Source organism: Streptomyces sp. NPDC007917, assembly GCF_042959105.1.
Lineage (GTDB): Bacteria > Actinomycetota > Actinomycetes > Streptomycetales > Streptomycetaceae > Streptomyces.
This window is the reverse complement of sequence record NZ_JBIBKK010000034.1, coordinates 36580-61133: the sequence shown is the minus strand read 5'-3', so window position 1 is coordinate 61133 and position 24554 is coordinate 36580. Positions and strand designations below refer to the sequence as shown.

Sequence of the window (24554 nt, the reverse complement as noted above, 5' to 3'; positions counted from 1 at the left end):
ACTGGGCGAAGAGCTGACGACATGGGGGTTCTGTTGAGCAATGACGCACTTCCGCACCCTGACCGCATCAGAGCGAGCCACTGGATCACCGTGTTGGCACGGCAGTTCCCCGAGCTGCGGGCGGAGTTGGCACCCTCCCCGCACCGCCCCGGGGTCGGGCGGCGGCGCGGGGGCGCCGACCGGCACGGGCCCTCGACGCCGCTGCGCATGCGGGTCTGTGACACCGTACGGGACATCACCGACGGTGTGGTGGAGCTCGAGGAGGCCGTCCACGACCGGCTGGGTCTGCCGCCCGCCGGCAAGGGATCGGTCGAGGTGAGGCTGGGCCGCCTGGCGGGGCTGCTGGACCGGGTCGAGACCGACCCGGTGCTGATGCGGCACCTGCTGGACGAGGTCGGCGGAATGGCGCGACGCTGTTCCGGCGCGCTCGGGGACGCCGAGCCCGTGGTGCGGCTGCGCGGCAGATGTCCGCTGTGCGCAGCGTCGCCAAGAGCGGCCGTTCCATGTCCACCGCGGGCCGCAGCGCGGCGACGGGCGGGGGGCTGATGGGGCGGATGAAGACGGGGCTCCAGGGGGTGACCACGGCCCAGAAGGGCCTGAACACCGCCATGAAGTCGAATGTCTTCGGGGCCATCATGGCGCTGCTGATGCCGCTGATCATGAAGCTCGTCGACATGGCCATGCAGTCCAAGACGGTCCAGCGCATCGTTCAGGCGGCCTTCAGGATCATCGGCCAGGTCATCGGCACCACGATGCGCGTGGCCAAACAGGTGGTGCAGTCGACCTGGAACGCCATCAAGGCGGCGTTCACGGTCGTGCTGAAAGTCATCTGGACCGTGGTGAAGACCTACTTCAACATCTACAAGACCATCATCACCACGGTCATCCACGCCATCATGGCCGTGGTCCGCCCCCTGCTGTCCTTCTTCTCGGAGAAGATCCCCTCCGCGTTCCGGGCCACCAGGAACGGCATCCAGCGCGCGTTCAGCGGGCTGGCGGGGATCGTCCGGGGCGCGTTCAGCGCCGTGCTCGGCGCGGTGCGGGGGCCGCTGAACGGGGTGATCGGGCTGGTCAACCGGGCGATCGGGGCGCTGAACCGGGTCAAGGTGTCGGTCCCCTCGTGGGTGCCGGGGATCGGCGGCAAGTCGTTCGGGGTGAACCTGCCCACCATCCCCACCCTCGCCCAGGGCGGCATCGTGCTGCCCCGCCCCGGCGGCACCCTCGCGCTGCTCGCCGAGGCCGGGCAGGCCGAGGCCGTGCTGCCGCTGAACCGGCTGAACACCTTGCTGGCCCGCACCGGGCCCGCGCCCGGGCTCGCCATGGCGGGCAGGCCGGGCGGCGGGTTCGTCATCGAGCACTACTACGAGGCCCCGGGCGCCAGCGCCCGGCAGACCGCCGAGGATCTGATGTTCCTGATGAAGGCCAGGGGGTGACATGGCCGGCGAGACGACCACCGCCGCCGAGCCGGGGCCGCTGATCACCGCCGATGGGCAGGTGCAGTGGGCCGGGCTGCTGATGGGCCCCGGCACCGACTACTGGATCGCCGCCGAGGGGCTCACCGGCTGGGAGGAGCTGCCCGCCCTGGACACCGCCGACGCCGACCGCCCGGTCGGGCACGGCGGCTGGCCGGGTTCGCAGTGGGCGCAGGCCCGTACGGTCACCGCGCAGGTGTGGTTCGCGCCGGACCCGGACGGCGGGCCCGAGGCCGTACGGGAGGCCCTGCGCGCGCTGCGCGTGGCCACCGCCGTGCGCGACGAGGAGGAGTGGCTGGCGGTGCGGCTGCACGGCGAGACGCTGGCGGTGCGGGCCCGCGTCACCCAGCGCGTCGTCCCCACCGACCGGCAGTTCGCGGCGAGCCGCCTGGCGAAGATGACGCTCCAGTGGAAGGCGAGCGATCCCCGCCGCTACGAGGCGGTGGGCCGGCGGGACACCGCCGGGCTCCCCGAGCGGGAGCCGGGCCTGACCTGGCCGCTCGCATGGCCACTGGCCTGGGGCACACCCGGTTCCACGGGCGACCTCACCATCGAGAACGACGGCAGCGCCCCCGCCCATCCGGTGATCACCTTCACCGGGCCCTGCACCCGGCCGCGCCTGGCCAACCGGGTCGGCGGCGACTGGCTGGAGTACGCGATCACACTGGCCCCGGACGACGAACTCGTCGTGGACACCGCCGAGGGGACCGTGACATTCAACGGCACCGCGTCGCGCCGCCACACCGCCGTCCCGGGAAGCGCTCCGGAGGAGTCCTTCACCTTGCCGCCCGGCACCTCACAGCTGTCGTTCCGGGCCGCGTCGGGAGGGGCGGGCGCCACCGCCACGATCGACTGGCGGCGCGCGGAGTGGTGAGCTCGCCGCGCACCGGCACACCACACCACCGCACCACCCACCACACAACGAGAAAGACAGAAGCCCTGTGACCACCGTGGGAGACGTCCTATGACCGTTCGTTCCGCCTGGCATCCGCCCACCGGCCAGACCCGCGAGGACACCCGGCTCGCCGTCGGCCTCGGCATGGCGTCCGCCGGGCCGCTGCTGACCCGCGCCGGGTGCGTGTTCGGCGGGCTGCAGCTCACCGGCACCGCCGCCACCAGCATGCAGGCCAAACTCTCGCCCGGGCAGGTGTGGATCGCGGGCACCTCCACCGGTTCGCAGGGCGGCTACCCGGTCACCGTCGACTCCGACACCCTGCTGACCGTCGCCGACGGGCACGCCAGCCTGCCGCGTGTGGACGCGCTGGTCGTCCGGGTCCACGACAACGACTACGACGGCTCCGGCAGGTACGAGACCACCCTGGAACTCCTCCAGGGCACCCCGGCCGGTTCCCCGACCGCCCCGGCCGTGCCCAAGAACGCCGAACTGCTCTACGAGATCGCCGTTCCCGCCGGGGCGTCCGCCGCCAAGGGCATCACCTGGGCCTCCGCCATCACCGACCGCCGCCGCTACACCGCGGCACTGGGCGGCATCGTCCCCGCGGCGGGCGGGGCGCCGCACAACGGGGCGTACGTCGGGCAGTACCGTGACGCGGGCGGCCGGCTGGAGCGCTGGGACGGCGCCCAGTGGACGAAGTTCATTCCGAACGCGGTGCTGATGCACACCGCGGACTGGGGAGGCACCACCTCCACCTCGTATGTCGAGGTCCTTCCCATCGACACCACCGTCCCCCTCGTCGCCACCTTCACCGCGCCGCCCTCGCGGTGGGTGTCCCTCACCTTCGGCGCCTTCACGGCCGCCGACGGGGACGCCACCGCGTACATCTCCTTCAGGATCAGGCTGCAGAGCGGCACCGAGGTGCTCGCCCCCTCCGACGACCGCGCGGCGATCCTCGTCGGCGCGGGCAAGGCCTCCATCTCCACCTGCTTCCCGGTGGGGAACCTCACCCCCGGCGCCGTCTACACCGCGACCGCCGCCTACCGGTCCTCCGTCGCCGGGACGCGTGTGCACTTCGACAGCCGTTTCATCCGCGTCGACCCCGTGGCGTGAGAGCCGTGGGCGCCCGCTACCGCGCCGTGTTCACCGATCTGCGCACCGACCAGGCCATCGATGTGCTGCCTCTGCAAGGCGTGGAGTACGACGACTACATCGGCAAACCCGGCTCGCTCACCGCGACCCTGCCGGTGCCCGACACCCGGATGGCCCGGCGCGTCCGGGAGCTGGTGGAGGGGCGTACCGCCGTCTATCTGGAGCGTGCGGGCGAGGTCTGCTGGGGCGGCATCGTATGGACCCTGACCCCGGCCACGGACGACCGGGGCAGCACGACGGTCGCGCTGCAGGCGGCCACCTTCGACTCGTATGCGGGCCGCCGCTACATCCGGGCGAATCTGAACTTCTCCGCGATCGACCAGCTGGAGATCGTCCGTGGGCTGTGGGAGTACATGCAGGGGGCGGAGGGCGGCCGGATCGGGGTGGAGTACGAGACGACGGCCCCGAGCGCGTCCCGTACGGTGGCCTACCGCGACGGTGACGAGACCCTGGTGGAAGAGGCGATCGGGCAGCTGGCCGCGATGGAACCCGGCTTCGAGCACCGGATCGCGGTGTACCGGGACCCGGTGACGGGGCGTCGGGTGAAGCTGCTCCAGCTCGGCTCGCCGAAGATCCGGGTGGGCAGCCAGCCCGTGATGCTGGATCTGCCGGGCGATGTGCTGTCGTACGCCTTCCCTCGCGACGCCACGCGCGGCGGGACCACCGCGCGCGCCAGGGGCGGTACCCCGGAGGGCGGTGCGAGCAGCCCGGTCCTCTCCGGGGAACAGGTGGCCCAGGACCTGATCGCGGCCGGGTTCCCCCGGCTGGACACCTCCTCCGACCACAGCAACGTCACCGACAAGGCGACGCTCGACGCGTTCGCCCGTTCCGAACTCGCCGCCCTGCGCGGCCCCGTGGTCATCCCCTCGGTCCGGATCCGCCTCGGCTCCGACACCACGCCCGCGCTGCTCGGCACGACCGTGCGGCTGCGGATCAAGGACGTGTGGTTCTCCGAGGGCCTGGACGCCCGCTATCGCGTGGTCGGCATCAAGGTCACCGCCCCCGAACGGGGACGCCCGGAGACCGCCGACCTGTATCTGGAGGAGGCAGACTGATGGCGAACCTGCCCGAGGACATCGTGGACCGGATCAGGGCTCTGGAGCGGCAGGTCCACCGGCTCACCACCTACGTCAACAGCAAGCCCGGCGCGATGCCGGCCACCCTGGCGGCAGCGGAGCCGCCGCCACCCCCGGCCCAGGACGACCCCGCAGACGAGCCGCCGCGCGATGGTCCGGCCGACGGCACGGGGCCGACCGCGCCGTTGGGGTGATCTCGTCGCGCTGGTCCGGGGCCGGCCGGCCGGACGGAAGCGTGGTGCGCTAGAAATTCCGTCATGGGGGATGTCCGCGACGAGCTCAGCGGAACGGCGTTCGGCCCGGCCGTGCAGACGGGCGGCAGCAGCAGTGTTTTCGCCACCGCCTTCCCGGCTGATTCCCGGGAGGCCGACGGCCTGCCGCCCGGGCCGGATGTCTTCGTCGGCCGCGCACGCGAACGTGAGGCCTTGCTGGCGGACCTCAGTCCTCGTAAGGCTCCGAGAACGTCTCCGGATGCGCGTACCACGCGCTCGGCCGGACGGCAGGCGCAGCGGGCCTGGGCGGCAGAACACAGGGCGCTGGTGCTGTCGGGCCCGGCCGGGGTGGGGAAGACGGCGCTGGCGCTGCGCGCCGCCGGGGAGGCGGTCCAACGCCACTGGTACGTCAAGGGCATCTACGTGGATCTCGGCCGCGCCTCGGAGCCGTCCTTGAAGACCGCCGTGTTCACCGCGCTCGGTGAGCTGCTGCACGTGCTGGGAGTGTCCGCGTCGCAGGTCGCGGCCACGGCCGACGGGCGCGTGGCCCAGTACCGGTCCGTGATGAGCACGCTGGCCAGGCGGGGGAAGCCGGTGCTGGTGGTGCTGGACCATGTCCCCTCGCTCGCCGAGGCCGAGCCGCTGCTGCCGCCGCATCCCCGTAACTGCGCGGTCGTCGTCAGCCGCAACCGGCCGACGGGCGACGCGCTTGCGGGGGCCTGCCATCACGCCCTGGGCCCGCTCGGGCCCGCGGAGGCCGCCGAGTTCGTGGTACGTGCGCTGGCGGCCGCGGACGAGCACGACCGGAGGGCGGCCGGTGACCCGGGCGCGGTCCGCGGAGTGTCGGAAGCCTGCGGGCGGTTCCCGCTCGCGCTGGACCTGGCCGTGGGGGAGTTGGTCACGGACCGGCGGATGCCGGTGTCGGCGCCGGCCGACCGGTCGCACGACACCCCGGGGCTGTCGGCGCGGGATTCCCAAGCGGACCGTGTCCGAGTGGTATGCGCATCGTCCTACGGTCGGCTGCGCGCCGGGCAGGCCCGGCTGTTCCGGCTGCTGTCGCTGTATCCCGGTGCCCACTTCGGAGCCGAGGAGGCCGCGGCGCTCGGTGGGCTGTCGGTCGCCGAGGCGGCGGAGGGGCTCAGGGAACTGTGCCGTGCCCGCCTGCTGGCGGCAAGCGGGCCGAGGTTCGGCGGTTACCGTTTCCAGGGGCTGCTGCGGTCCTACGCCGCCGACCTGGCCCAGACCGAGGAGTCCGGGCCACAGCGCAGGGACGCCGTCGAGCGGTTGCTCCGGTTCCACATGGAGGCCACCGCCGAGGCCGGCACATGGCTGGCCCGGGACGCCACGCCCGCGGAGGGCGGCCGCTTCACCGGTGTCCGGCAGGCCCTCCGGTGGCTGGACGAACACCGCCCGATCCTGCTCGAATCGGTCCGCGCAGCGGTGGCCGTGGGATCACACGGCCCGGCCGTACAGCTCGCCCTGGGACTGACCGGATATCTCGAGCTTCGCGGTCGAGCCGCCGACCGGATGGCCGTCCTGGAGGTGGCCGCTTTTGCGGCGCACTCGGCCGGGGACCGGGGCGCGGAGGCGGAATGCCGACGCCGACTCGGCCACATCCACGCCCAGTCGTCCGGTGTCCCGTCCGCTCTGCCGTACTACGGCAACGCCATGACGCTCTTCCTGCTGGCCGATGACCGCAGCGGGGCCGCGGCGGTCATCGGCGACGTGCTCGCGCTCCTCGACCGATACCGCGCGCGGGAGCGGGACACCGCCACCTTGATCATCCGGTATGAATCGGGGCTGGCCATCTGCCGGCGCGGTGGCGATCCGGCCGCGGTCGCCGCCGTCCTCGACACCCTGGGCAACCTCCACCAGCGCACGGGTGCACACCATCGGGCGGCCCGCTGCCACGCCGAAGCCCTGACGCTCCACGAGCAGACGCACGACCTCGGCGGTGCCGCCCAGTCGCTGGCGAACCTCGCCGACGCGCGGCGCGCCGGCGGCGACGTACAGTACGCCGCGGCCGGTTACGAGCGGGCCGCCGGGCTGTTCCGCGACCTGGGGGACAGCCGCGGGGAGGCCCGGGCGCGGGAGAACCTCGGCCTGGCGCACCTGCAGGAGCGCCGCATACGGCTCGCGCGGCAGGCGTTCGAACAGGCTGCTGAGGCCTTCGACCGCGGAGGCCTGGCGCAGGACGCCGAGCGGGTACGCGGCCGCCTGCAGCAGCTCCGCGGGTGGGGCTCTCGCCGCCGCGCCATCGGCGCGGCCCGGTCGCGGACCGCCCCTGTGCCCGGCAGCGAGGGGGAGGGGCACGAGAGTGGTGAGGGCCGCCACGAGGGGGCCACGGGGCCGGGCGGCCTGCGCCCGGGCCGCGCCGGCGAGCCCGATGAGCCCGACGTGCGTGACGTGCCCGACGTGCGTGACGTGCCCGATACGGACGGTGTCCTCGACTTCCACGGGCTGTGGACCGTGGCGGACTTCGGGCTGGACTACGGCGACGACACATTCGACGACGGGTTCGGCGAGGACTCCGACGGCTCCGACGACTTCGGCTTCGACGACGACTAGACCGTTCCCCGGATCAGCCCTGCGGGCCGGCGAGGAGTCATCCTTCCGGCTTCCGGGCGAAGTCGGTGGCGGGCTCGGTGGCGTAACGGCTCATCGTTCGGACGGTCGCCTGTGGGGTCAGTGCCTGGCCACCTCCCATCATGTCCCGCAGGTCTCGGAAGTACTGCACGTACAGGTCCGGTGTGAAAGTGCTGAGCATGACGGCGGGTTGGTCGGTCATGTTGGCGAACGTGTGAGGGGCGCCGGGCGGGACCATCACGAGCGTGCCCGGTGTCGCGTCGTAGTCGTTCTCCCCGACGGTGAACCGCACCGTGCCGGAGATGACGTAGAAACCCTCATCGTGCTGGGAGTGGCGGTGCTGCGGCGGTCCGGGCGTGCGCGGCGCGAGGACGGACTCGGCGACCCCGAGGCGGTGCCCGGTGTTGCTGCCGTCTTCGAGGACGCGCATGCGCGTGGTGCCCAGAAGGATGGTTTCACCGTCGTCCGGACCGACCACCGATACGGCGGGGTCTGCCATCAGCTCACTGGTCTTCGGTTTGTCAGCCATGCCTCGATTCCACTGCCGGGGCACGGCGACTGTCCAAGACCCTTTCTGCCAACCGGATACCGTACGGGTATCGTGGCAGACCATGGAGCTACGCACGCTGCGCTATTTCGTGGCGGTCGCCGAGGAACTCCATTTCGGGCGGGCCGCCGCCCGGCTGCACATGAGTCAGCCACCGCTGAGCCGGGCGATCAAGCGGCTGGAGACCGAGGTGGGGGCCATGCTGTTCGACCGGTCCTCCGCCGGTGTCACGCTCACCGCGGTGGGGGCGGTACTGCTCGATGAGGCGCGCGCCCTGCTCGACCAGGCCGACCGCGTACGCGTACGTGTGGCCGCGGCGGCCGGCGCCGCGACCATCACCGTCGGCGTCCTGGGGGACAGCACCGACCCGGGCGCAGCCCGGCTGGCCGGTGCGTACCACCGGCGGCACCCGCGCGTCGAGGTCCGCGTCCGCGAGACCGATCTGACCGATCCCACCTGCGGGCTGCACGCGGGACTGGTCGACGTCGCCCTGACCCGAGGGCCGTTCGACGAGACCGGCCTGACCGTGCGCGAGCTGCGCGCCGACCCGGTGGGAGCGCTGCTGCGCGCCGACGATCCGCTGGCCCGCCGCGACAGCCTGGAACTGGCCGACCTGGCCGACCGCCGCTGGTTCCTGTTCCCTGAGGGCACCGACCCCCTCTGGCAGTCGTACTGGAACGGCGGGGAGCCCCGCGAGGGTCCGGTGGTGCGCGCCGTCGTGGAATGCCGGCAAGCCGTTCTCTGGAACGGCACGGTCGGCATGACTCTCCTGGACCACGAGCCACCGGAAGGGCTCACCGTGGTGCCGCTGATCGACATGCCGCCGAGCCGTGTGGTGGCGGCATGGAACGAGGGCGACACGAACCCACTGATCCGCTCGTTCGTCCGGATCGCGACCGCCGCCTACGGCCACGGCGGGTCATCGGCGCGCACCTTTGGCGGCTCCTCGCCCGGGCGGGCGAGGTAGCGGGAGGCCCTGCCCGTCGTCCTCCCCGCCGCTCCGCTGCCTTTCCTCACACCAGCTCGGGTTGCGGCTCCGGCTGCAGTACTGGTGTGGTCTTTGGCTCCCACTGTTTCGTGGTCCTTATGTAGCCGTAGATCACCGAGGCCATCGCCAGAATGAGAAGGGGGCCGAACACCCACGGATATCTGGCCATCTCCATCGGCAGATAGCGATATGAGGCCAAGAGCGCGGCGAAGACCGCTGTGCCGTAGACGACCAGCTGGATTGCCGACTGGTCCCAGCCGCGCTCATGCGCGCGCAGTGCTGCCTCGATCGTGAGCGTGAACACCACGCCGGCGATGAGATCCACGCCGTAGTGGTAGCCGAAGCCCAGCGTCGCGCCGAGCGTGGCGATCAGCCAAAAGGTACCTGCGAATCGCAGAATTCGTGGGCCCTTGCGGGAATGAATGAAGATCGCGGTAGCCCACGCCGTGTGCAGGCTGGGCATGCAGTTCCGGGGGGTGATGTCGTCGTACGGGATCGGGTGCGGGGCGGCGATCGGCGGCGGTGTGTGCGGCCACAGGTCGGCCACCGCCCAGTGCAGGCCACCGGTGCCGTAGGCGCCCGGGCCATAGGCGAAGATCGGTCCGACCACCGGGAAGATCATGTAGATGGCCGGCCCGACGAGGCCGATCACCAGAAAGGTGCGCACCAGATAATGGCCCGGGAAGCGGCGCTCGACCGCCACGTTGCGCAGCTGGTACAGCGAGACGACGACCGCGGCCACCGCGAGCTGGATGTAGACCCAGTCGAGAACATGGGTGCCGATCGGGCCGGTGGCCCTGACAAGCCGTCCTACCAGCCACGACGGGTTGCCCAGCGCGTGATCGGCGGTTGCCACATACTGGTCGAGGACGGTCGGGCGGGTCTTCGAGGTGATGAGCAGCCAGGTATCGCCGGTCTTGCGGCCGGCCACCAGCAGCAGGCCGAGACCGACGCCCTTCAGCAGCAGGACACGTTCCCGGCCGCTGCGGCGGGTGACGGCGATGACCCCATAGCCCAACATCACCCACAACGCGCCGTTACCGAAGGGATGGCCTTCGGTGATCTTGGCGTCGACCGCCCACCGCACCACCACGAAGACGATGTCGATGCCGATCGCGACACCGGCCGCGATGAACCGTTGCCGCCAGGTGAGCACCACCATCATCAACGCCATGCTGGCGTACAGCAACGGCCCTGATTTGGGGGCGAGAATTACCTCTTTCGCCTGGTTTGTCATCGGCCCCGGAAGGCCGTAGTGACGCGCGACGATCTCCAGCGCGATGAAAAACCCGAGGGTCACCACACCCGCCGCAGCCCACAGTATCGTCCGTGGTCGGCGCCACGCGGCGAACGTCATTCTGTTGTTTATTCGCGAAAACACCCGCGATGCCATGGATATCAATTGTTTGGCCGATTTGTTAGTTTTGGTCGAGTAGGTTGCTCATCGTGCTGGATAGCGTGGTTTTCCGGTGCAGGACGGGCGATGACGGAGATCATCGTGAGTTCGAACATGCTACCGGAGCGGTGCGGGTGGGTTTTGCTGGTCACGAGTAGTGCGGGGGCGGCGCCGATCCATGCCCAATTGACGGCGGCACGGGCAAGCCATTCACGCCGGGCGTCTGCTGCCGGGTCGGTGGGATTACCCGCTTCTACGGCGCGAGCTCGGCCTCCCGGCAGACCGGGTGGGGGTTCGGGCTCGTCCAAGCGAGTCGATCGGCCGCAGGTGACCGGGCGCTCTATGAGCCGTCCGGAGCGGGGGTGATCGTGGCGGGCGTCGGACCGTCGGGGCGGACGGTGAGCCCGAAGACGGCCGAGGTCGGGGCGGCACGGAAGGAGGGGGTGAAGGCGGGCAGCAGGTGCTCCAGGAGCACGGTCATCTCGCGCATGGCGAACTGCGCGCCCAGGCAGGCTCGTGCGCCGATACCGAACGGGTAGTACGCGCCGTGCTGCGAGGAGGGGCGGCCCTCGTCCGCGGTGGCGAACCGCTCGGGCGCGAACCGCTCGGGCTCGGGCCACAGCTCCGGGTCGCGGTGGGTGAGGTACGGGCACACGAAGATGTCCGTGCCGGCCGCGATGTGGTAGCCGACGAGGGTGTCGTCCTCGGCGGCATGACGGGGGATCAGCCATGCGGCCGGATAGAGGCGCAGGGTCTCCGAGGCGAGAGCCCGGACGGCCCTTTCGCGCTCGGGTGAGCCCGCGGGCCCCGAGTCCAGGGCCCAGCGGCGGGCTTCGGGGTGGCGGTCGAGCAGCAGATACAGCCAGGACAGCGTCGTGGCGGTGGTCTCGTGACCGGCGGCAAGCAGGGTGACCAGCTCGTCGCGGATCAGTTGGTCGGTGTATTCGGGGTGGGTCTGGCCGGCGTCCACCAGGACGCGCAGCACGCCGGGGCCTTCCGGCCCCGCCTCTCCTCGGCGGGCGGCCGCGATCGCGTGCTCGGCGACGGCGTCGATCCTCGCGAGGTCCGCGGCCACGGCGGCACGCAGCTCGGCGGCGTCGGCCGGCGCGGAGGGGGTGGTCGGTAGCGTGGCGCCGACCACCTCGACCGCGGCGAGTTCGCGGCTCGTGGTCTCGTCGAGGGGGTGGCCGGTGAGCGAGCGCCAGATGGTGTCCAGAGCGAAGAAGCGCATGTCCTCGCCGACATCGGTCGGCGCGCCGGTACGGGCGCACTCCGCCCAGCGGCCGGCGGCGCGGCGCGCCGCGCCGACGATCCGCTGCTCGTAGCGGCGGATGCCCGCTCCGGTGAACTGGGCCTGGAGAAGGCGGCGCTGTCGCTTCCAGGGTTCCCCGACCGCCGAGAGCACCCCGTCTCCAACGAGCACGCGGGCCCGGTGGGAGCGCTTGACGTAGCGGCCGGGGTGAAGGGCGAGGACATGCTGTACCGCCCTCGGATCGGTGACCAGCACGGTGGGGCGCGGGCCGAGGCGCACCGCGCTGATCCCGCCGAGCTCACGCGCCTCGGCCAGCAAGTCGACCACCTTCCCCGAGGAGGAGCGCCACCGCTCGACGGCCGCCGGGGTGAGCTCCGGAGGCAGGGGCATGGCACCGGGCTCGGGCGACGGAAGGGAAACGCCTTGCGGGGGTGTGGTGGCCAATGTGCTCTCCTGCTCGATGACGGCGGCTGCGGACATGGGGGACAACGAGGGGCGGCCCCGGTCGATGACTTCCCACCGGGCTTCCCGGCACGCTACCGGCCCGTCGCGTGCTGCCGCCCCTGATCGAGCCGCCGGGCCGTCAGGCGGCGGAGGCGATGCGCTGCCGCATCGCCCTCGCGTACGCCCTGGTCATGGAGCGGGACGAGCCACGCTTCCGCCACAGCGTCCTGGCCGACTCCCGTGAGCGCTTTCCCTCAGGGTGATCCGCCGATCACCCGTTCGATCTCCCGCTGGCCCGCCTCAATGACCCGGGGTCAATGACCCGGGGCTTATCCGAGTCGGCCGGGCTGGTAGTCGCCGCCGCGCTGCCGGACCATGACGCCCATGCGGTTGGTGGCGTTGATGAGGGCGATGAGCATCACCAGGTCGGAGAGCTGATCCTCGTCGTAGTGCTTGGCGGCGTCCGACCAGGCTTCGTCGCTGACCCCGCCGGCCGCGTCGGCGATGCGGGTGCCCTGCTCGGCCAACTCCAGGGCGGCGCGTTCGGCGTCGGTGAACACCGTGGACTCCCGCCAGGTGGCGACCAGGTTGACGCGGGTGGGGCTCTCCCCGGCGTGCGCGGCGGTCTTGCTCCACACATCGGTCGCATAACCGCAGCCGTTGATCTGGCTCGCGCGCAGCAGCACCAGCTTCTGGGTCGCGGCCGGCAGCGTCGACTCCTGAAGGATCGTCTTGCTCGCCAAGCCGAAGTGCCCCGCGGCCTTGGCCGCGGTGGCGGTGGGGTTGCCGAAGAGGTTCAAACGGGCAGCCATTGTGCACTCCTTGGTGTTGTAAGCGGTCACACAAGAGACACCGGCGACCCGATCGCCATGACACCCTGCCAGGTGACATGCGCCACACACGCGACCCACCGGCCAGACCTCCGACCGCTCGCCGCTGTGACCGGCGACCACGATGACAGGACGCCGGACAGGCCCGGAACTACCCCGGGCAGCCGCCACACCATGCCCCCGGCCAGCCACGGAGCCTTCCGGGAACAGCGGCTCCCGGTGACCGCGCAATGGGTCCCGTGGCCTACGCTCCGATCGCTCGTCATCTGCTCCGCGCCAGGGATCCCGCGGACCTCCCCGCCACTGCGGGGAGTGCCGACGCCGACGCCTAACTGATCGTTTCAGAATGAGGCGCTCGGCCGGACGTGTCGGCTCTCGCGGCTCGCATAGGCTGGCCGGTCCCATCCGACGCACCGCGACGAGGGTCAGCCCATGCACAACAACAGCACCAGGATCCGTCTGATAGAGCCCGCCGACGCTGCCCCGATCGCCGCGCACAGGGCGCGGGACTTCGAGGCTTTCCGGCCCTGGGAACCGGCCCAGCCGGCCGACTTCTACACCCCGGAGGGCCAGGCGGAGCGGATCGACGGCTTGCTGGCCGGATACCGGGCCGGTGCGGTCTGGCCGGGCGTGGTACTCGCCGACGACCGGGTGATCGGACAGGTCACCATCGGAGGCATCCTGCCGCAGCCGCACCTTCGCCGCGGCTCCGTCGGTTACTGGATCGCCGGCGTCGCCCAAAACCAAGGACACGCCGGGCGCGCCGTCGGGCTTGTACTCCAGTTGATGACGGACGAACTCGGGTTGCACCGCGCTGAGGCGTCCACCAATCTGGAGAATCTGCCGTCGCAACGGGTGCTGCGCCGCAACGGGTTCAGCCCGTACGGCGTCGCGCACTCCTCGATCTTTCTCGACGGGAGCTGGCGGGACGGGCTGCTGTGGGAGCGGATCCTGGGCGACTGACTGACCGTTTCACAGCGAGGTCCGCAGGCCCAGCCCTTTACGTTCGGGTGGCGATGGGCAGCAGCATCCGCAGGCCCTCGCCGGGGCCACCACGGCCCGCCACGGCCGCGGTGCTTGCTGTTCCATCGGTCGCGTGATCAGATGATGGCAGCATCGCGTGCCGGTGACGGACTGCGTCAGGCATGGAGGTGTGGAACCGAAGGGACTGCCATCCGTGGCTTCCCACCACGGCGACCGCGTCGTCGCCTTGAGCCGACAGCTCGCGCAAGCGCACCAAGAACTACGTCGCCAGATCAGCGAGATCAGGACAGGTCTCGGACACCGCCGGTTGAGCGACGACGTACTTCTCACCCATTGTCTGGCCTTCCGCGCTGCGTTGACAGCGCACGAATTGGCGTGGAGCCCGGCTGACAAGTGGCGCAAGCGGGAGCCAGGGGACGCGCGTTCGACGATGTCGCGGCGCCGGTAGCCGGCCGGCCTTGGCGAAGCCGCATCGGCGTGCGTCCCGCCGTGCCCGGCCGGCGAGTTGGCTCGGAAAGCACTGCCTAGCCCTCCGGGTAGAAGAGGAACAGCGTGCAGCCGGTGGTGGTCGAGGGCACGTGCCACGATCCGGCCGGGGCGTGCAGGAACGTGCCGGCCGGGTAGTCACGTGCTCCGTCGTTGAACGTGCCGGCAACCACGTAGACCTCCTCCGGACCGGGCTCGTGGACGTCGCGGCGTGGCCAGGAGGTGCCGGCCTCCATCTCCAGGACGTTGGCGTGCGCGCCGGCCGGTCCCCGCCACAGGGGACGCAGCCGGATCCCGGGGAACAGCTCACGGACCGGGGATTCGTCGACAGAGGCGGAGGTGTAGCCCTCCTGCGCGAGGATCTCGGGGTGCATGCCTGCCACAGTGCCGTGTGTGGGCCGCGACGGGAGAGAGTCTGCGATGACATCATGGGGTACTTTCCTGCCATGCATCGCGTGGTAGTCCTGGTACGGCCGGTGCAGTCGACGTTCGAGCTCGGCTGCGCCGTCGAGGTGTTCGGCACGACGCGGCCAGGGGTGCCGCAGCACTACGCATTTGAGACGTGCACGGAGATCCCCGGGCCAGTGCCGACCACGGGCGGGTACACGATGTCCGTGTCGCAGGACCTGTCGGCGCTCGAGGCCGCAGACACCGTGATCATCCCGGGCTGGCTGCCGGTGGAGGAGCCGCTCTCCGATCGCGTGCGCCGGGCGCTGCTGCGGGCGCACGCGCGTGGGGCGCGGCTGGTCACGATCTGCTCCGGGGTGTTCGCGCTGGCCCGCACCGGGCTGTTGGACGGGCGCTCGGCCACCACGCACTGGGCGCGCGCCGAGCAGTTGCGGCGTGAGTTCCCCCGGGTGCGCGTGGAGCCGGACAGGCTCTACGTGGATCACGGTGACGTCGCCACCAGCGCCGGCGCGGGCGCGGGGTTCGATCTGTGCCTGCATCTGGTCCAGCACGACCACGGGGCCGCGTACGCCGCCCTGCTCGCGCGGCACATGGTGCTGCCGCCGCATCGCGAGGACGGCCAGACGCGGTACGCGCCGCCTCAACCGCCCGGGGATGCGCTGGGTGGCCTGCTCAAGTGGGCCGACGAACGCCTCGGGACCCCGCTGTCGGTGGACGACCTGGCCGCGCACGTCGGCGTCTCGCCCCGCACCCTGGCCCGGCGCTTCGCCGATCAGCTCGGCACGAGTCCGGGTGCATGGTTGCTCTCCCGGCGGGTGGCCGCGGCACGCACCCTGCTGGAGGAAACGGACGTGCCGGTCGAGGCGATCGCGGCCCGCGTCGGCCTCACCTCCGCGGTCAACCTGCGCCGCCGCTTCCGCGCCCAGATGGGCACGACCCCGGGCGCCTACCGACGAGCGTTCCGGGTTCCGTGATCCGCGACCAGGCCCTGGCCCGGTGGCGGGGCCCTGATCGGATCCCTGCCGGGACCACCCCCGCGATATCGCCGTCGGGAGCCGGGCCGGCGAACGATGTCCCCACCGTGATCACTCGCCCGGGGAGTCCGGGTGTGTGAAGACGGCCTTCGTCTGATCCCGCGCTCCGGCCGAAGAGGCACCTGACCGGACCTGGTGGCGCCAGAGCGAGGGGCTGAGGCCTCGGGCGCGCTTGAACGCCACGCTGAAGGCGAACGCGTCCTCGTACCCGACCTCGTGGGCCACGGCGGAGACGGTCGCCTCGGTGTCACGGAGCAAGTCCGCTCCCAAGGTCATCCGCCAGCCGGTGAGGTAGGCGAGCGGGGGTTCGCCGACCAGCGCCCTGAAGCGGGCGGCGAAAGCGGCGCGGGACATCCCGACCTTCGCGGCCAATGCGGCGACCGTCCACCGATGGGCGGGATCCTCATGCAGCAGCCGCAGCGCGTCGCCGATCGCGGGATCGGCCAGCGCCTGGTACCAGGCGGGCGCCGCCTCTGAGCCGGCGCACCATGCCCGCAACGCCAGCACGACCACGAGATCCAGGAGCCGGTCGAGGACGGCGTCCTGACCGGGTTCGTCGTGGGCGACCTCGGCGGCCAGTAGGTCAAGCGCTGCGCGGGTCCGGGGCCCGGAGGGGACGACTGCCACAGGTGGGAGCATGTCCAGCAGGCGGTCGCCCACGTCGCCGCGGAGTTCGTAGGCGCCCCGGAGCATGACCGTGGCCCCGGGCAGGCCGTCGCCGTACGTGCGGGGGGCCAGGCTCCAGTGAGTGGCCGGCGCTTCTTCGCCTCCGTCGATGAGGTGTTTCTTTCCCCCCTGGATCACGACTTGAGGTGCGGTGGTGGGGGCGTCGGCGATCGTGTACCGGCCGGGTCCGGTGATGAGGGCGATGTCCCCCGCGGCCAGGCGTACCGGTGCGGTGCCCGCGTCATCGAGCCGGACCGAGGCGTGGCCGACAAGCGTGGTCACAACCGTGAGCGGTGGGGCGTCGGCGAAGGCCAGCGACCACGGAGGACGCTGGATCAGTTTCCTGACCAACGCGTTTCTGGCACGGGCCCGGTGCAGCAGATCGCTGAGGACGTCCACAACTCGAGGTTAGACGATCACAGTTAGACGATTACAAAGGTAGTGACGACGTTCTCCCATGGAGCGTCTACGACTTCATGGAGTTCTCTGGACGACATGACCAACATCCTTGTCCTCGGCGGCACCGGCAAGACCGGCAGCCGCATCGCCCGGCGCCTGAAGGCCGCCGGCCGGCCGGTCCGCACGGCGTCCCGCACCAGCGGCGACATCCCCTTCGACCTGGACAACCCGACGAGCTGGGCAGCCGCGCTCGACGGCGTCGCCGCCGCCTATCTCGTGGAGCCCGACTTGCGGATGGGCACGGACCGCCAGGCGCGCATCCCCCGGTTCGTGAGTGAGGCGGTCGCCGCGGGCGTGCGGCGGTTGGTGCTGCTGTCCGCCCCGCGGGCCGGTGAGGACGATCATCCCCTGCACGCCGCCGAGCAGGCCGTGCGCGGTTCCGGTGTCGACTGGACCATCCTGCGCCCGAACTGGTTCTCGCAGAACTTCAGCGAGGGCCCCTGGCTGGCCGGGATCCTCAACGGGACCCTGGCCCTGCCCACCGGTGACGGGCGCACGCCGTTCATCGACGCCGAGGACATCGCCGAGGTCGCCACAGCGGCGCTGACCGAAGACCGCCACAGCACCCGGACCTACGAGCTGACCGGCCCACGGGCGATCAGCTTCGGTGAAGCCGCCGATCTCATCGCCAAAGCCACCGGGCGTACGATCCGACACGTCGACATCGCCCCAGAGGCCTTCGTCGAGCGCCAGGTCACCGCGGGCGTCTCACCCGACGTCGCGCGACTGCTCACCGAACTCCTGGTGGCGATCGGCAACGGCTCGGGCGCCGCGCTTACGGACGGCGTGGAACGAGCCCTCAGCCGGCCGCCCAGGACTTTCGAGAGCTTCGTCACCGAGACCGCCGCCGCGGGCCACTGGGACGGGAGCTCCCCGAAACACTGAGCAGGTCAACGCTGAGCGTCACAGACGGACCCGCGCCGGAAACCGATGTGATCACGCTCGTCAACGGCCCGTTCGGCTCACAGCCAGCATGACCCCGAACCCCGTCGTGGGTTCGGGGTCGTTCCGATGTCAGGCGACATCACACAGGCAGGGGCGGCAGGATTTCGGCAGGGGCGAGGCTGCGTTCAAGGGTCGGTGGAGCGGCACGGCCGGTGTCATGGCCGGGTGGCCAGGACGGTACTCAGCGCCACCGGCACCACCGCAAGGATCTCCAGAAGCGTCACCGGCTCCCCGAGGATGATCGCGCCCAGGGCGATGCTGAACAGGGGCGGCATGAACTGCGCCACGCTCGCCCGGCCGGGCCCCACCCGCCGGATCAGCATCAGCCACAGCGTCATGCCCAGCACCGAGGCGCCCAGCGCGAGAAAGAGAATCTGCCCCGCCAGCGCCCCGAGCGCCTCGTCCGGAACGAGCGAACCCGTCGCGGCCGACAGTACGAGCAGCGGGACCGCACCCGTCAGGGCCTGCCAGCCGGTGGCCAGGAGCGGGTCGATGCCGGGCCGGACCAGCCGCGGGGTGAGCAGCGTCCCGGTGGCCAGTGACACCACCGCGCAGACACCGAGCAGTACACCGCCCACGGTGACGGCCCCGACGTCCAGCCGGTCGACCGCGGACAGCACGATGCCCGCGATGCCGAGCAGCAGACCCGCGACATGGACGCGGCGCAGCCGTCCGCTTCCGCTCAACGCGCCGACGCTCAGGACCAGCAGAGGGGTGCCGGAGGAGAGGACCGCCGCCATCCCGGCCGACAAGTGCGGCAGCGCGAAGCCGATGATGCCGAGGTAGCCGGTGTTGTTCAGCAGCCCCACCACCGTCAGGCGTCCCAGGTCCGAGCGTGGCGTCGCGCGCAGTTGGCGCCAGCGCAGCGCCACGACGACCAGCCCGGCCAGCGCGCAGCGCGCCCCGACGACCAGGGCGGGGTACGCGTGGTGGAGCGCGAGCTTGGTGGTGATGAAGGCCATGGCCCACAGCAGCGCCCACAGCACCGCCAGGGCGGCAGTCGTGGCCACGGCACCGGCGAGAACCCGCTGCGTCGTGCCCTCGGCTCGACTCACGGCCACTGTCTCGCGCATGGATCCAACCTCCTGTCAGAGACCCTCGCCTGGCAGAGACCGTCGCGCCGACACCCGGTCATCGGGTCAGGGCGTCATCGGTTAAGGGTATGATTTCACGATCTTGCTGGGGTGCGCCAGACGGCGTCACACTGGAGCCGTGCACTTCGACTTCGTCAGCGATCACCTCGCCCTGGACTTCGCCGCCACGCTGACCTGGCGTACCACCGCGCGCATCGAACTGCTGACCCATCCGGAGGACCTGGCCGACTGGATCCGGCAGTCGGGACTGCTGGCGCGGGCGGACGCCCCGGGCCCCAAGACCCTGGACGCCGCCCGCGAGCTGCGCGAGGCGATCTACCGCACCGGGGCCGCGGTGCTGCGCGCCACCCCCGCCGACCCCGCCGATCTGCGCGCCATCGGCCGGGTGGCGGCGCGCCCCCGGGTGGTGCCGCTGCTGCGGGACGTGGGCGTGCTCGAACATCGCGGCGGTATCGACGAGGCCCTGGCCGACATCGCGGTGTCCGCGAGCGAGCTGTTCGGCGGACCCGAGCGCCGGATGATCCGCGGCTGCGCGAGGGAGGACTGCACCCGGCTGTTCCTGGACCGCTCGCGGGCCGGCAGCCGCCGCTGGTGCGACAAGCTGCGCTGCGGCAGCCAGGCCAACTCGGCCGCCTACCGGCGCCGTAAGCACGGCGCGGCGGCGCCCGGACCGCTCTGAGCCTCACCCGTGCGCCGGCGTGGCGGCGGCCCCGGAGCGCGCGGATCGGCGCCTACGCGCGCGCGGCCGGTCACCGCTCGTCCTCCAGCGCATGCTGCCGATGGCGGTACAGGACGGTCGCGCCGGTGGCACCCGTACGGATCCAGGTGACCGTGCCGACGACCAGGGTGTGGTCCAGGAGCCCGACCGTCTGCTGGATCCGGCATACGGCGCCGACCGCCGAGCGGTCGAGTACGGGCACGCCGTGCACCGGGCGCCACGGCACACCGCGGAAGCGGGTGTCGCTGGATCCGGTCGCGAACTGTCCCGCCAGCGCGCGGTCGGGCCAGGTGAGGACGTTGACCGCGAAGGCCCCCGCCTCCAGCACGGCCGCCAGCGTACGGCTGCCGGTGGCGAGCGAGACCAGCAGGCTCGGCGGGTGCAGGGACAGCGACAACACGGCGTTCGCGGTGCATCCGGCCGGGCCGTCCGGCCCGGGCGCCGTGATCACCGTGATGCCCGTGGGCAGCCGCGAGATGGCGCCGCGGTAGTCCTCCGAGGAGACGGGCGCGTGGTCCACCGGCCATCGGGTGCTCTGTGCTGCGTCCGCGGTCATGAGCGCCTGCCGTTCATCATGGCGGTGACGGCCCTACGGTCGAGCTTTCCGTTGCCGTTGAGGGGCAGCTCACCGAGCACGGTGACACCGCGCGGCACCATGTAGCCGGGCAGCCCCCGGCGCAGGGCCGCCATGAGTTCATCGGTGGTGGCCACGCCCGAGCACGCGGCCTCCAGAACGACCTCGCCGCCCGGCTCGGTCAGGGCCACCACCACCGCGTCGGTGACACCGGGATGGTGGCGCAGGCAGGCCTCCACCTCGCCCAGCTCCACCCGGTAGCCGCGCACCTTGACCTGATGGTCCAGCCGTCCCAGGTGCACCAGCGGTCCGTCGCCGCGGGTCACCCGGTCGCCCGTGCGGTACCAGTCGTGCTCGGTGAGCGGCCGGTCCCCGGAGTACGGCATCGCCCGCTCGCCGTCGAAGGTGACGAACCGGCCGATGTCGTCGTGTGCGTCCAGATAGCCGCCGAAGCGCTGGACGCCGCGCACGACGAGTTCACCGGTGTCGGCCGGACGTCCGGTGTCGTCGAGGACGAGGTGGTCGAGGCCGGGGTGCGGCGATCCGATGGGTACGGTGCCGTTGGCCGGGCTCAGCCACTGTGACGGATCGCGGGGCAGGACGTACTCGGCACAGCTGATGGTCAGTTCGGTCGGGCCGTAGAGGTTGGCCACCGTGCTGTTCGGCGCGGCCGTGGCCCACCACCGCGCCTGCTGGAGCGTCAGCGGCTCGCCGCAGAACAGGCTCCAGCGCAGTGCGGGCAGCCGCCCGGGCGGCAGGCCGCGCATCCGGTGCGCGAAGGAGACCATCGACGGCACCGAGAACCAGTGGGTGAGCTCCTTGTCCGCCGCCCATCGCACCGGGGCCAGCAGCTCCTGGCGGGTGGGGACGACGAGGGTGGCGCCACTGCCCCACGCGGCGAACATGTCGAAGACCGACAGGTCGAAGGTGAGGTCGAAGGTGTGGGAGAGCCGACTGCCCGGCCCCGGCCCGTACCGCTCGATGACGTGGGCGATATAGGGGGAGAGGTTGTCGTGGCTGATGGGGACGCCCTTGGGCGCCCCGGTCGAGCCCGAGGTGAACAGGATGTAGGCGGTGCCGGCGGTGTCATCGGCAGAGGCGGGCGCCGGAGCAGGCCCGGGCGCGTCGGCGCGCGGATCCGGGGTGAACACCGGCAGGCCCAGAACGGCGGTCGACCGGTCCTCGCCGATCAGCACGTCCAGCCCGGCGGACGCGGCGATCCGCTCGGTCCGCGCGGCCGGGGACGAGGGCGCGAGCGGGACCACCGTGCCGCCGAGGCGCTGGACGGCGAGGTAGGCGGCGTACGTCGCGGGGGTGCGCTCGGCGATCAGCCCGGCGCGGCGGGGCGGCCCGCCGCAGGCCCGTACCAGAGCCGCCGCGATCCGTTCCGACGCGTCGTACAGCTCCCGGTAGGTCATCCGCTCCTCGCCGGCCTCCAGGGCGGCGAGGTCGGCGAAGCGGGCCGCGCTCGAGGCGAACCAGGCGTACAGGGTCTGTTTCACGAGTCATCCTTTTCTGGCGCCGGCGGGCCGGACAACCGGTCCGTGGCCGGGTCGTGAACGGGCCGGCGACGAGCGGCGCGGTTCACCGGCATGGCGTCAGCTCCTCCAGGACGGTGTCCGCTCGGTCCGCCACTTGCGCGAGCATGAGTTCGGTGGCGCCGCCGCCGAGGCCGAACACCGCCGCCTCGGCGCGGATGTGGGCCGCGCCGCGCCGGGCCAGGCCGTCGGCTCCCTGGAGCTGCGCACAGCGGCTGAGCACCGCGTCGACACTCTGGCCGACGGCCGCCTTGAGCAGCCCGGCTGCCGCCAGGTCACGGTCCCGGGTGATCTGTGGTGTCGTCGTCGCGAGCAGGGCCCGCAGCTGCGCCACCTGGACCAGGCAGGACGCGAAGTCCTGCCGGACGGCCGGGTGGTCCCACAGTGGCTGCCCGTCGACGCTCCGGTCGGCCAACCGCCGCCGCGTTTCGGCCAGGACGCGGCGGGTGAGCGCCACGGCCCACTGGGCGCCCGCGAGCCGCTCGGTCGCCATGTGGCGGGCGAAGGAGGCCATGGCCCGGCCCGGCCCGCCGATCAGGTGGTCCGTCGGCAGCCGGACATCGTCCAGGTCGACATGGCCGGTGCCGGAGGCGGTGAGCAGGTGGCTGTCGGCGCGCCGTACCGTCACCCCGGGGGCGTCGGCGGGCACCAGGACCCAGGTGAAGTTGGTGAAGTGGCGGCCGGGCCGGTGCCGCGCCAGAACCAGCAGGTGATCCGCAGTGCAGGCGCTGGTGACCCAGCGCTTGCCGCCCCGCAGGGTCAACTCCTCTCCACCCACGGTGAGTTCGGTGCCGAGCGCGGTCAGGTCCGAGCCCGCGGCGGCGGCGTCGGTGGCGGCCAGCGCCACCGACGCGGCGCCCGCCAGCGCCTGCCGGTAGGCGGCCAGGGCCGGGGCGAGGGTGCCGGAGCCGAGCAGCGGCAGGGCGCTTGCCGTCTGGACGAGCACGCTCAACGTCACACCGTTGTCCCCGCGGGCGTCGACCGCGGTCAGCAGCGCGGCGAGCCGGTCGGCGTCGGGCACCGGCCCGGTGGGCGCGTCGGTGCGGTACAGCTCCTGCTGGATGCCGTGGGCCCCGAGGGCCCGCCACACCTCCGCGGCGGTGGCCTCTTCCGCCAGGGGCTCCAGGGCGTGTTCCACCCGCTGGGCGAAGCCGGCCGCGGAGGGGGCCGTGACGGGCGCCCGGCCGAGGGAGGTCGCGCCGGAGGTCTCGAGGGGTGTCTCAAGGGGTGTCTCAAGCAAAGCGCACCTCCGGGTCGAGCAGCGCGAGTTTGCCGTCGACCAGGTGCAGCCGGTCGTTGCTGTAGTTGAGCGCGGCCGAGCGCAGATCGCGCAGCGCGTGTTCCAGACGGGTCGGCGAGCCCCTGAGATAGCCGTGGCGCATGCCCACCGCGTCCACGAGGTCGTCGACGGCGCGGTGGCACTCCTCCGCCGCCGTGATCTTGAGGGAGTTGAGCTGGAGTTGTACGGAGGGCCGGCTCAGGTCCGGGGTGCCGACGACGGTCTGCCGGGCGCGCTCCAGCAGGGCGTGCACCGTCTCCAGCCGCTGGCGGGCCCGGGAGAGCCGGGTCAGCAGCAGCTCGGAGTCGAGGTCGGCGCGGCCACGGCCGGCGGGCGAGCGCAGCAGGCGCAGCACGCGTGACAGGGCGCCGGCCGCCGTCCCGAGCCACGCCGCCGACCAGCCCAGGTGCGCCAACGGCGCGAAGGTGGCGGTGGCGATGGCGCGGAAGCCACCGTCCTCACCGATGACCTGGTCGGCCGGGACCCGTCCGGTCAGGCGCAGCGGGGTGCTGTGGCTGGCCCGCATGCCCAGGGGGTCCCAGCCGCCGGCGGGCTCGACGGTGAGCTGGTCGCGGTCGGCGTAGACCAAGCTCACTTCGGTGGGTGAGGCAGCGCCGGGGGCCAGCATGGTGACCAGGAATCCGTCGGCGTACTGGCCTCCGGTGACGATGGGGGCGAAGCGGTCCACGAGCAGTTCGCCGTCCGCCGCCCGCAGCTTTGCCTCGGAGCTGAGCAGATGACCGCCCTTGGCCGATTCCGTGGTCACCGAGGCGAGGTAGCGGCGGCCCTCGGCGATGAGGGGGAGCAGCCGCTCGCGCAGCGCGGGGCGGCCGTGCCGCACCACGGCGGCCACCTGCTGGCAGTGCATGGCGAAGATCATCGCCAGGGACATATCGGTGCGGCCGAGTGCGACGCTCACCCGGATCATGTCGCCGGCGTCGCCGTCGAGACCGCCGTACTCGGCCGGGACGAGCAGCCCGAGCAGCCGGGTGCGGCGCATCTCCTCCAGCGCCTCGACGGGGAAGGCGGCGTCCTCGTCCGTGCGGGCGACATGCTCCCCGGCGACGGCGAGCACCTGCCGGGTCAGCTCCTCGAGCGGCACCGCGCCGGGCGGCCGTGGGGTGTGTGCACGGCTGTCGCTGAGGGTCGGGGCGCTCATACGGCACCCACGGAGGTGTCGCCGGGGCCCTGCCGGGCGGAGAGGACGGCGTCGATTTCGTTCCACAGGCTGCCCGCCGTGGCGAAGGTGGCGTCGTTCATGGCCTCGTCGGGCAGGGAGATGCCGTAGGTGTCCTCGATGGCGAAGAGCAGCTCGATGGCCTGCATCGAGTCAAGGCCGAGGGCGCGCAGATCCGAATCGGGGCCGATCGGCCGGTCGCCGCGGAACTTCAGATACGGGGTGAGTACGTCCGTGAATCGCGGGTCCATGAGGGGCTACTCCTTCGGAGAGGTGCAACGAGATTCGGTGAGAGTCAGCGGGTTCCGTGGGGTGCGGCGGGTTCAGCGGGGATCAGCGAGG

At 71.9% G+C, this 24554-nt stretch carries 25 protein-coding genes; 13 read left to right on the top strand and 12 right to left on the bottom strand.

Annotated elements, in window-relative coordinates; all coding sequences use genetic code 11:
* The first annotated feature begins 33 nt into the window (after nucleotides 1–33).
* The 7 genes from ACFZDL_RS41205 to ACFZDL_RS41175 all read left to right on the top strand — a co-directional run bounded on the left by ACFZDL_RS41205 (nucleotide 34) and on the right by ACFZDL_RS41175 (nucleotide 7375).
* Nucleotides 34–546, top strand: a complete 513-nt coding sequence (locus tag ACFZDL_RS41205) for a hypothetical protein (RefSeq protein WP_353596258.1) — start codon at nucleotides 34–36, stop codon at nucleotides 544–546.
* Nucleotides 504–1433 (top strand): hypothetical protein, encoded by a 930-nt coding sequence (locus ACFZDL_RS41200; RefSeq protein ID WP_353596259.1) that lies wholly within the window; start codon nucleotides 504–506, stop codon nucleotides 1431–1433. Before ACFZDL_RS41205 ends, ACFZDL_RS41200 begins: the two co-directional genes overlap by 43 nt.
* 1 nt (nucleotide 1434) lies before the next feature.
* Nucleotides 1435–2346 carry a phage distal tail protein gene (locus tag ACFZDL_RS41195; protein WP_353596260.1) on the top strand — a complete coding sequence of 304 codons (912 nt, stop codon included), beginning with the start codon at nucleotides 1435–1437 and terminating at the stop codon, nucleotides 2344–2346.
* Nucleotides 2347–2436: 90 nt separating this feature from the next.
* Complete coding sequence (locus tag ACFZDL_RS41190) at nucleotides 2437–3480, top strand: hypothetical protein (RefSeq protein WP_353596261.1); 1044 nt, start codon at nucleotides 2437–2439, stop codon at nucleotides 3478–3480.
* 5 nt (nucleotides 3481–3485) lie between these two features.
* Nucleotides 3486–4574, top strand: coding sequence for a hypothetical protein (locus tag ACFZDL_RS41185; RefSeq protein ID WP_353596315.1), 1089 nt, complete (start codon nucleotides 3486–3488; stop codon nucleotides 4572–4574).
* The gene (locus ACFZDL_RS41180; protein WP_353596262.1) at nucleotides 4574–4789 is read left to right on the top strand and encodes a hypothetical protein; all 216 of its coding nucleotides are present in this window, start codon (nucleotides 4574–4576) and stop codon (nucleotides 4787–4789) included. Before ACFZDL_RS41185 ends, ACFZDL_RS41180 begins: the two co-directional genes overlap by 1 nt.
* Nucleotides 4790–4852: 63 nt before the next feature.
* On the top strand, nucleotides 4853–7375 hold the full coding sequence (locus tag ACFZDL_RS41175) for a hypothetical protein (protein ID WP_353596263.1): 2523 nt from the start codon (nucleotides 4853–4855) through the stop codon (nucleotides 7373–7375).
* A gap of 37 nt (nucleotides 7376–7412) precedes the next feature.
* On the opposite strand, the gene ACFZDL_RS41170 is transcribed toward ACFZDL_RS41175, so the two are convergent.
* Nucleotides 7413–7922, bottom strand: coding sequence for a cupin domain-containing protein (locus ACFZDL_RS41170; protein WP_353596264.1), 510 nt, complete (start codon nucleotides 7920–7922; stop codon nucleotides 7413–7415).
* Between the two features lie 82 nt (nucleotides 7923–8004).
* Between ACFZDL_RS41170 and ACFZDL_RS41165 the strand changes: the two genes are divergently transcribed.
* Nucleotides 8005–8907 carry a LysR substrate-binding domain-containing protein gene (locus ACFZDL_RS41165; protein WP_353596265.1) on the top strand — a complete coding sequence of 301 codons (903 nt, stop codon included), beginning with the start codon at nucleotides 8005–8007 and terminating at the stop codon, nucleotides 8905–8907.
* A gap of 46 nt (nucleotides 8908–8953) precedes the next feature.
* Here ACFZDL_RS41165 and ACFZDL_RS41160 read toward each other — a convergent pair whose 3' ends face one another.
* Both ACFZDL_RS41160 and ACFZDL_RS41155 read right to left on the bottom strand, forming a co-directional pair.
* Nucleotides 8954–10285 carry a phosphatase PAP2 family protein gene (locus ACFZDL_RS41160; RefSeq protein ID WP_353596266.1) on the bottom strand — a complete coding sequence of 444 codons (1332 nt, stop codon included), beginning with the start codon at nucleotides 10283–10285 and terminating at the stop codon, nucleotides 8954–8956.
* A 379-nt stretch (nucleotides 10286–10664) separates the two neighbouring features.
* Entirely contained in the window at nucleotides 10665–11966 is a 1302-nt protein-coding gene (locus ACFZDL_RS41155; protein ID WP_391193915.1) for a cytochrome P450, read from the bottom strand.
* Nucleotides 11967–12127: 161 nt separating this feature from the next.
* On the opposite strand from ACFZDL_RS41155, the gene ACFZDL_RS41150 reads away from it, so the two are divergent.
* Nucleotides 12128–12283, top strand: a complete 156-nt coding sequence (locus ACFZDL_RS41150; protein WP_353596268.1) for a hypothetical protein — start codon at nucleotides 12128–12130, stop codon at nucleotides 12281–12283.
* A 66-nt stretch (nucleotides 12284–12349) separates the two neighbouring features.
* Here the strand turns inward: ACFZDL_RS41150 and ACFZDL_RS41145 are convergent, their stop codons facing one another.
* Nucleotides 12350–12832, bottom strand: coding sequence for a carboxymuconolactone decarboxylase family protein (locus ACFZDL_RS41145; RefSeq protein WP_353596269.1), 483 nt, complete (start codon nucleotides 12830–12832; stop codon nucleotides 12350–12352).
* A gap of 450 nt (nucleotides 12833–13282) precedes the next feature.
* Here ACFZDL_RS41145 and ACFZDL_RS41140 point away from each other — a divergent pair, with 450 nt between their 5' ends.
* Nucleotides 13283–13813 (top strand): GNAT family protein, encoded by a 531-nt coding sequence (locus ACFZDL_RS41140; protein ID WP_353596270.1) that lies wholly within the window; start codon nucleotides 13283–13285, stop codon nucleotides 13811–13813.
* Between the two features lie 545 nt (nucleotides 13814–14358).
* On the opposite strand, the gene ACFZDL_RS41135 is transcribed toward ACFZDL_RS41140, so the two are convergent.
* A complete protein-coding gene (locus ACFZDL_RS41135; RefSeq protein ID WP_353596271.1) occupies nucleotides 14359–14694 on the bottom strand; it encodes a cupin domain-containing protein in 336 nt (111 codons plus the stop codon).
* A 72-nt stretch (nucleotides 14695–14766) separates the two neighbouring features.
* Between ACFZDL_RS41135 and ACFZDL_RS41130 the strand changes: the two genes are divergently transcribed.
* The gene (locus ACFZDL_RS41130; protein ID WP_353596272.1) at nucleotides 14767–15702 is read left to right on the top strand and encodes a helix-turn-helix domain-containing protein; all 936 of its coding nucleotides are present in this window, start codon (nucleotides 14767–14769) and stop codon (nucleotides 15700–15702) included.
* 111 nt (nucleotides 15703–15813) lie between these two features.
* On the opposite strand, the gene ACFZDL_RS41125 is transcribed toward ACFZDL_RS41130, so the two are convergent.
* Nucleotides 15814–16827 carry an AraC family transcriptional regulator gene (locus tag ACFZDL_RS41125; RefSeq protein ID WP_353596273.1) on the bottom strand — a complete coding sequence of 338 codons (1014 nt, stop codon included), beginning with the start codon at nucleotides 16825–16827 and terminating at the stop codon, nucleotides 15814–15816.
* A gap of 96 nt (nucleotides 16828–16923) precedes the next feature.
* Between ACFZDL_RS41125 and ACFZDL_RS41120 the strand changes: the two genes are divergently transcribed.
* Nucleotides 16924–17772, top strand: coding sequence for an NAD(P)H-binding protein (locus ACFZDL_RS41120; protein ID WP_353596274.1), 849 nt, complete (start codon nucleotides 16924–16926; stop codon nucleotides 17770–17772).
* 215 nt (nucleotides 17773–17987) lie between these two features.
* Here the strand turns inward: ACFZDL_RS41120 and ACFZDL_RS41115 are convergent, their stop codons facing one another.
* On the bottom strand, nucleotides 17988–18905 hold the full coding sequence (locus tag ACFZDL_RS41115) for a DMT family transporter (protein WP_353596275.1): 918 nt from the start codon (nucleotides 18903–18905) through the stop codon (nucleotides 17988–17990).
* A 139-nt stretch (nucleotides 18906–19044) separates the two neighbouring features.
* Between ACFZDL_RS41115 and ACFZDL_RS41110 the strand changes: the two genes are divergently transcribed.
* Complete coding sequence (locus ACFZDL_RS41110; protein ID WP_353596276.1) at nucleotides 19045–19605, top strand: ABATE domain-containing protein; 561 nt, start codon at nucleotides 19045–19047, stop codon at nucleotides 19603–19605.
* A gap of 70 nt (nucleotides 19606–19675) precedes the next feature.
* Here ACFZDL_RS41110 and ACFZDL_RS41105 read toward each other — a convergent pair whose 3' ends face one another.
* From ACFZDL_RS41105 to ACFZDL_RS41085, 5 genes are all read right to left on the bottom strand, one after another.
* Nucleotides 19676–20200 (bottom strand): flavin reductase family protein, encoded by a 525-nt coding sequence (locus ACFZDL_RS41105; protein ID WP_353596277.1) that lies wholly within the window; start codon nucleotides 20198–20200, stop codon nucleotides 19676–19678.
* Complete coding sequence (locus ACFZDL_RS41100; RefSeq protein ID WP_353596278.1) at nucleotides 20197–21720, bottom strand: AMP-binding protein; 1524 nt, start codon at nucleotides 21718–21720, stop codon at nucleotides 20197–20199. The genes ACFZDL_RS41105 and ACFZDL_RS41100 overlap by 4 nt, the downstream gene beginning before the upstream one ends.
* 82 nt (nucleotides 21721–21802) lie before the next feature.
* The gene (locus ACFZDL_RS41095; protein WP_353596279.1) at nucleotides 21803–22996 is read right to left on the bottom strand and encodes an acyl-CoA dehydrogenase; all 1194 of its coding nucleotides are present in this window, start codon (nucleotides 22994–22996) and stop codon (nucleotides 21803–21805) included.
* Nucleotides 22989–24194 carry an acyl-CoA dehydrogenase family protein gene (locus ACFZDL_RS41090; RefSeq protein WP_353596280.1) on the bottom strand — a complete coding sequence of 402 codons (1206 nt, stop codon included), beginning with the start codon at nucleotides 24192–24194 and terminating at the stop codon, nucleotides 22989–22991. Before ACFZDL_RS41090 ends, ACFZDL_RS41095 begins: the two co-directional genes overlap by 8 nt.
* Nucleotides 24191–24463 (bottom strand): phosphopantetheine-binding protein, encoded by a 273-nt coding sequence (locus ACFZDL_RS41085; RefSeq protein ID WP_353596281.1) that lies wholly within the window; start codon nucleotides 24461–24463, stop codon nucleotides 24191–24193. Before ACFZDL_RS41085 ends, ACFZDL_RS41090 begins: the two co-directional genes overlap by 4 nt.
* Nucleotides 24464–24554 lie beyond the last annotated feature (91 nt).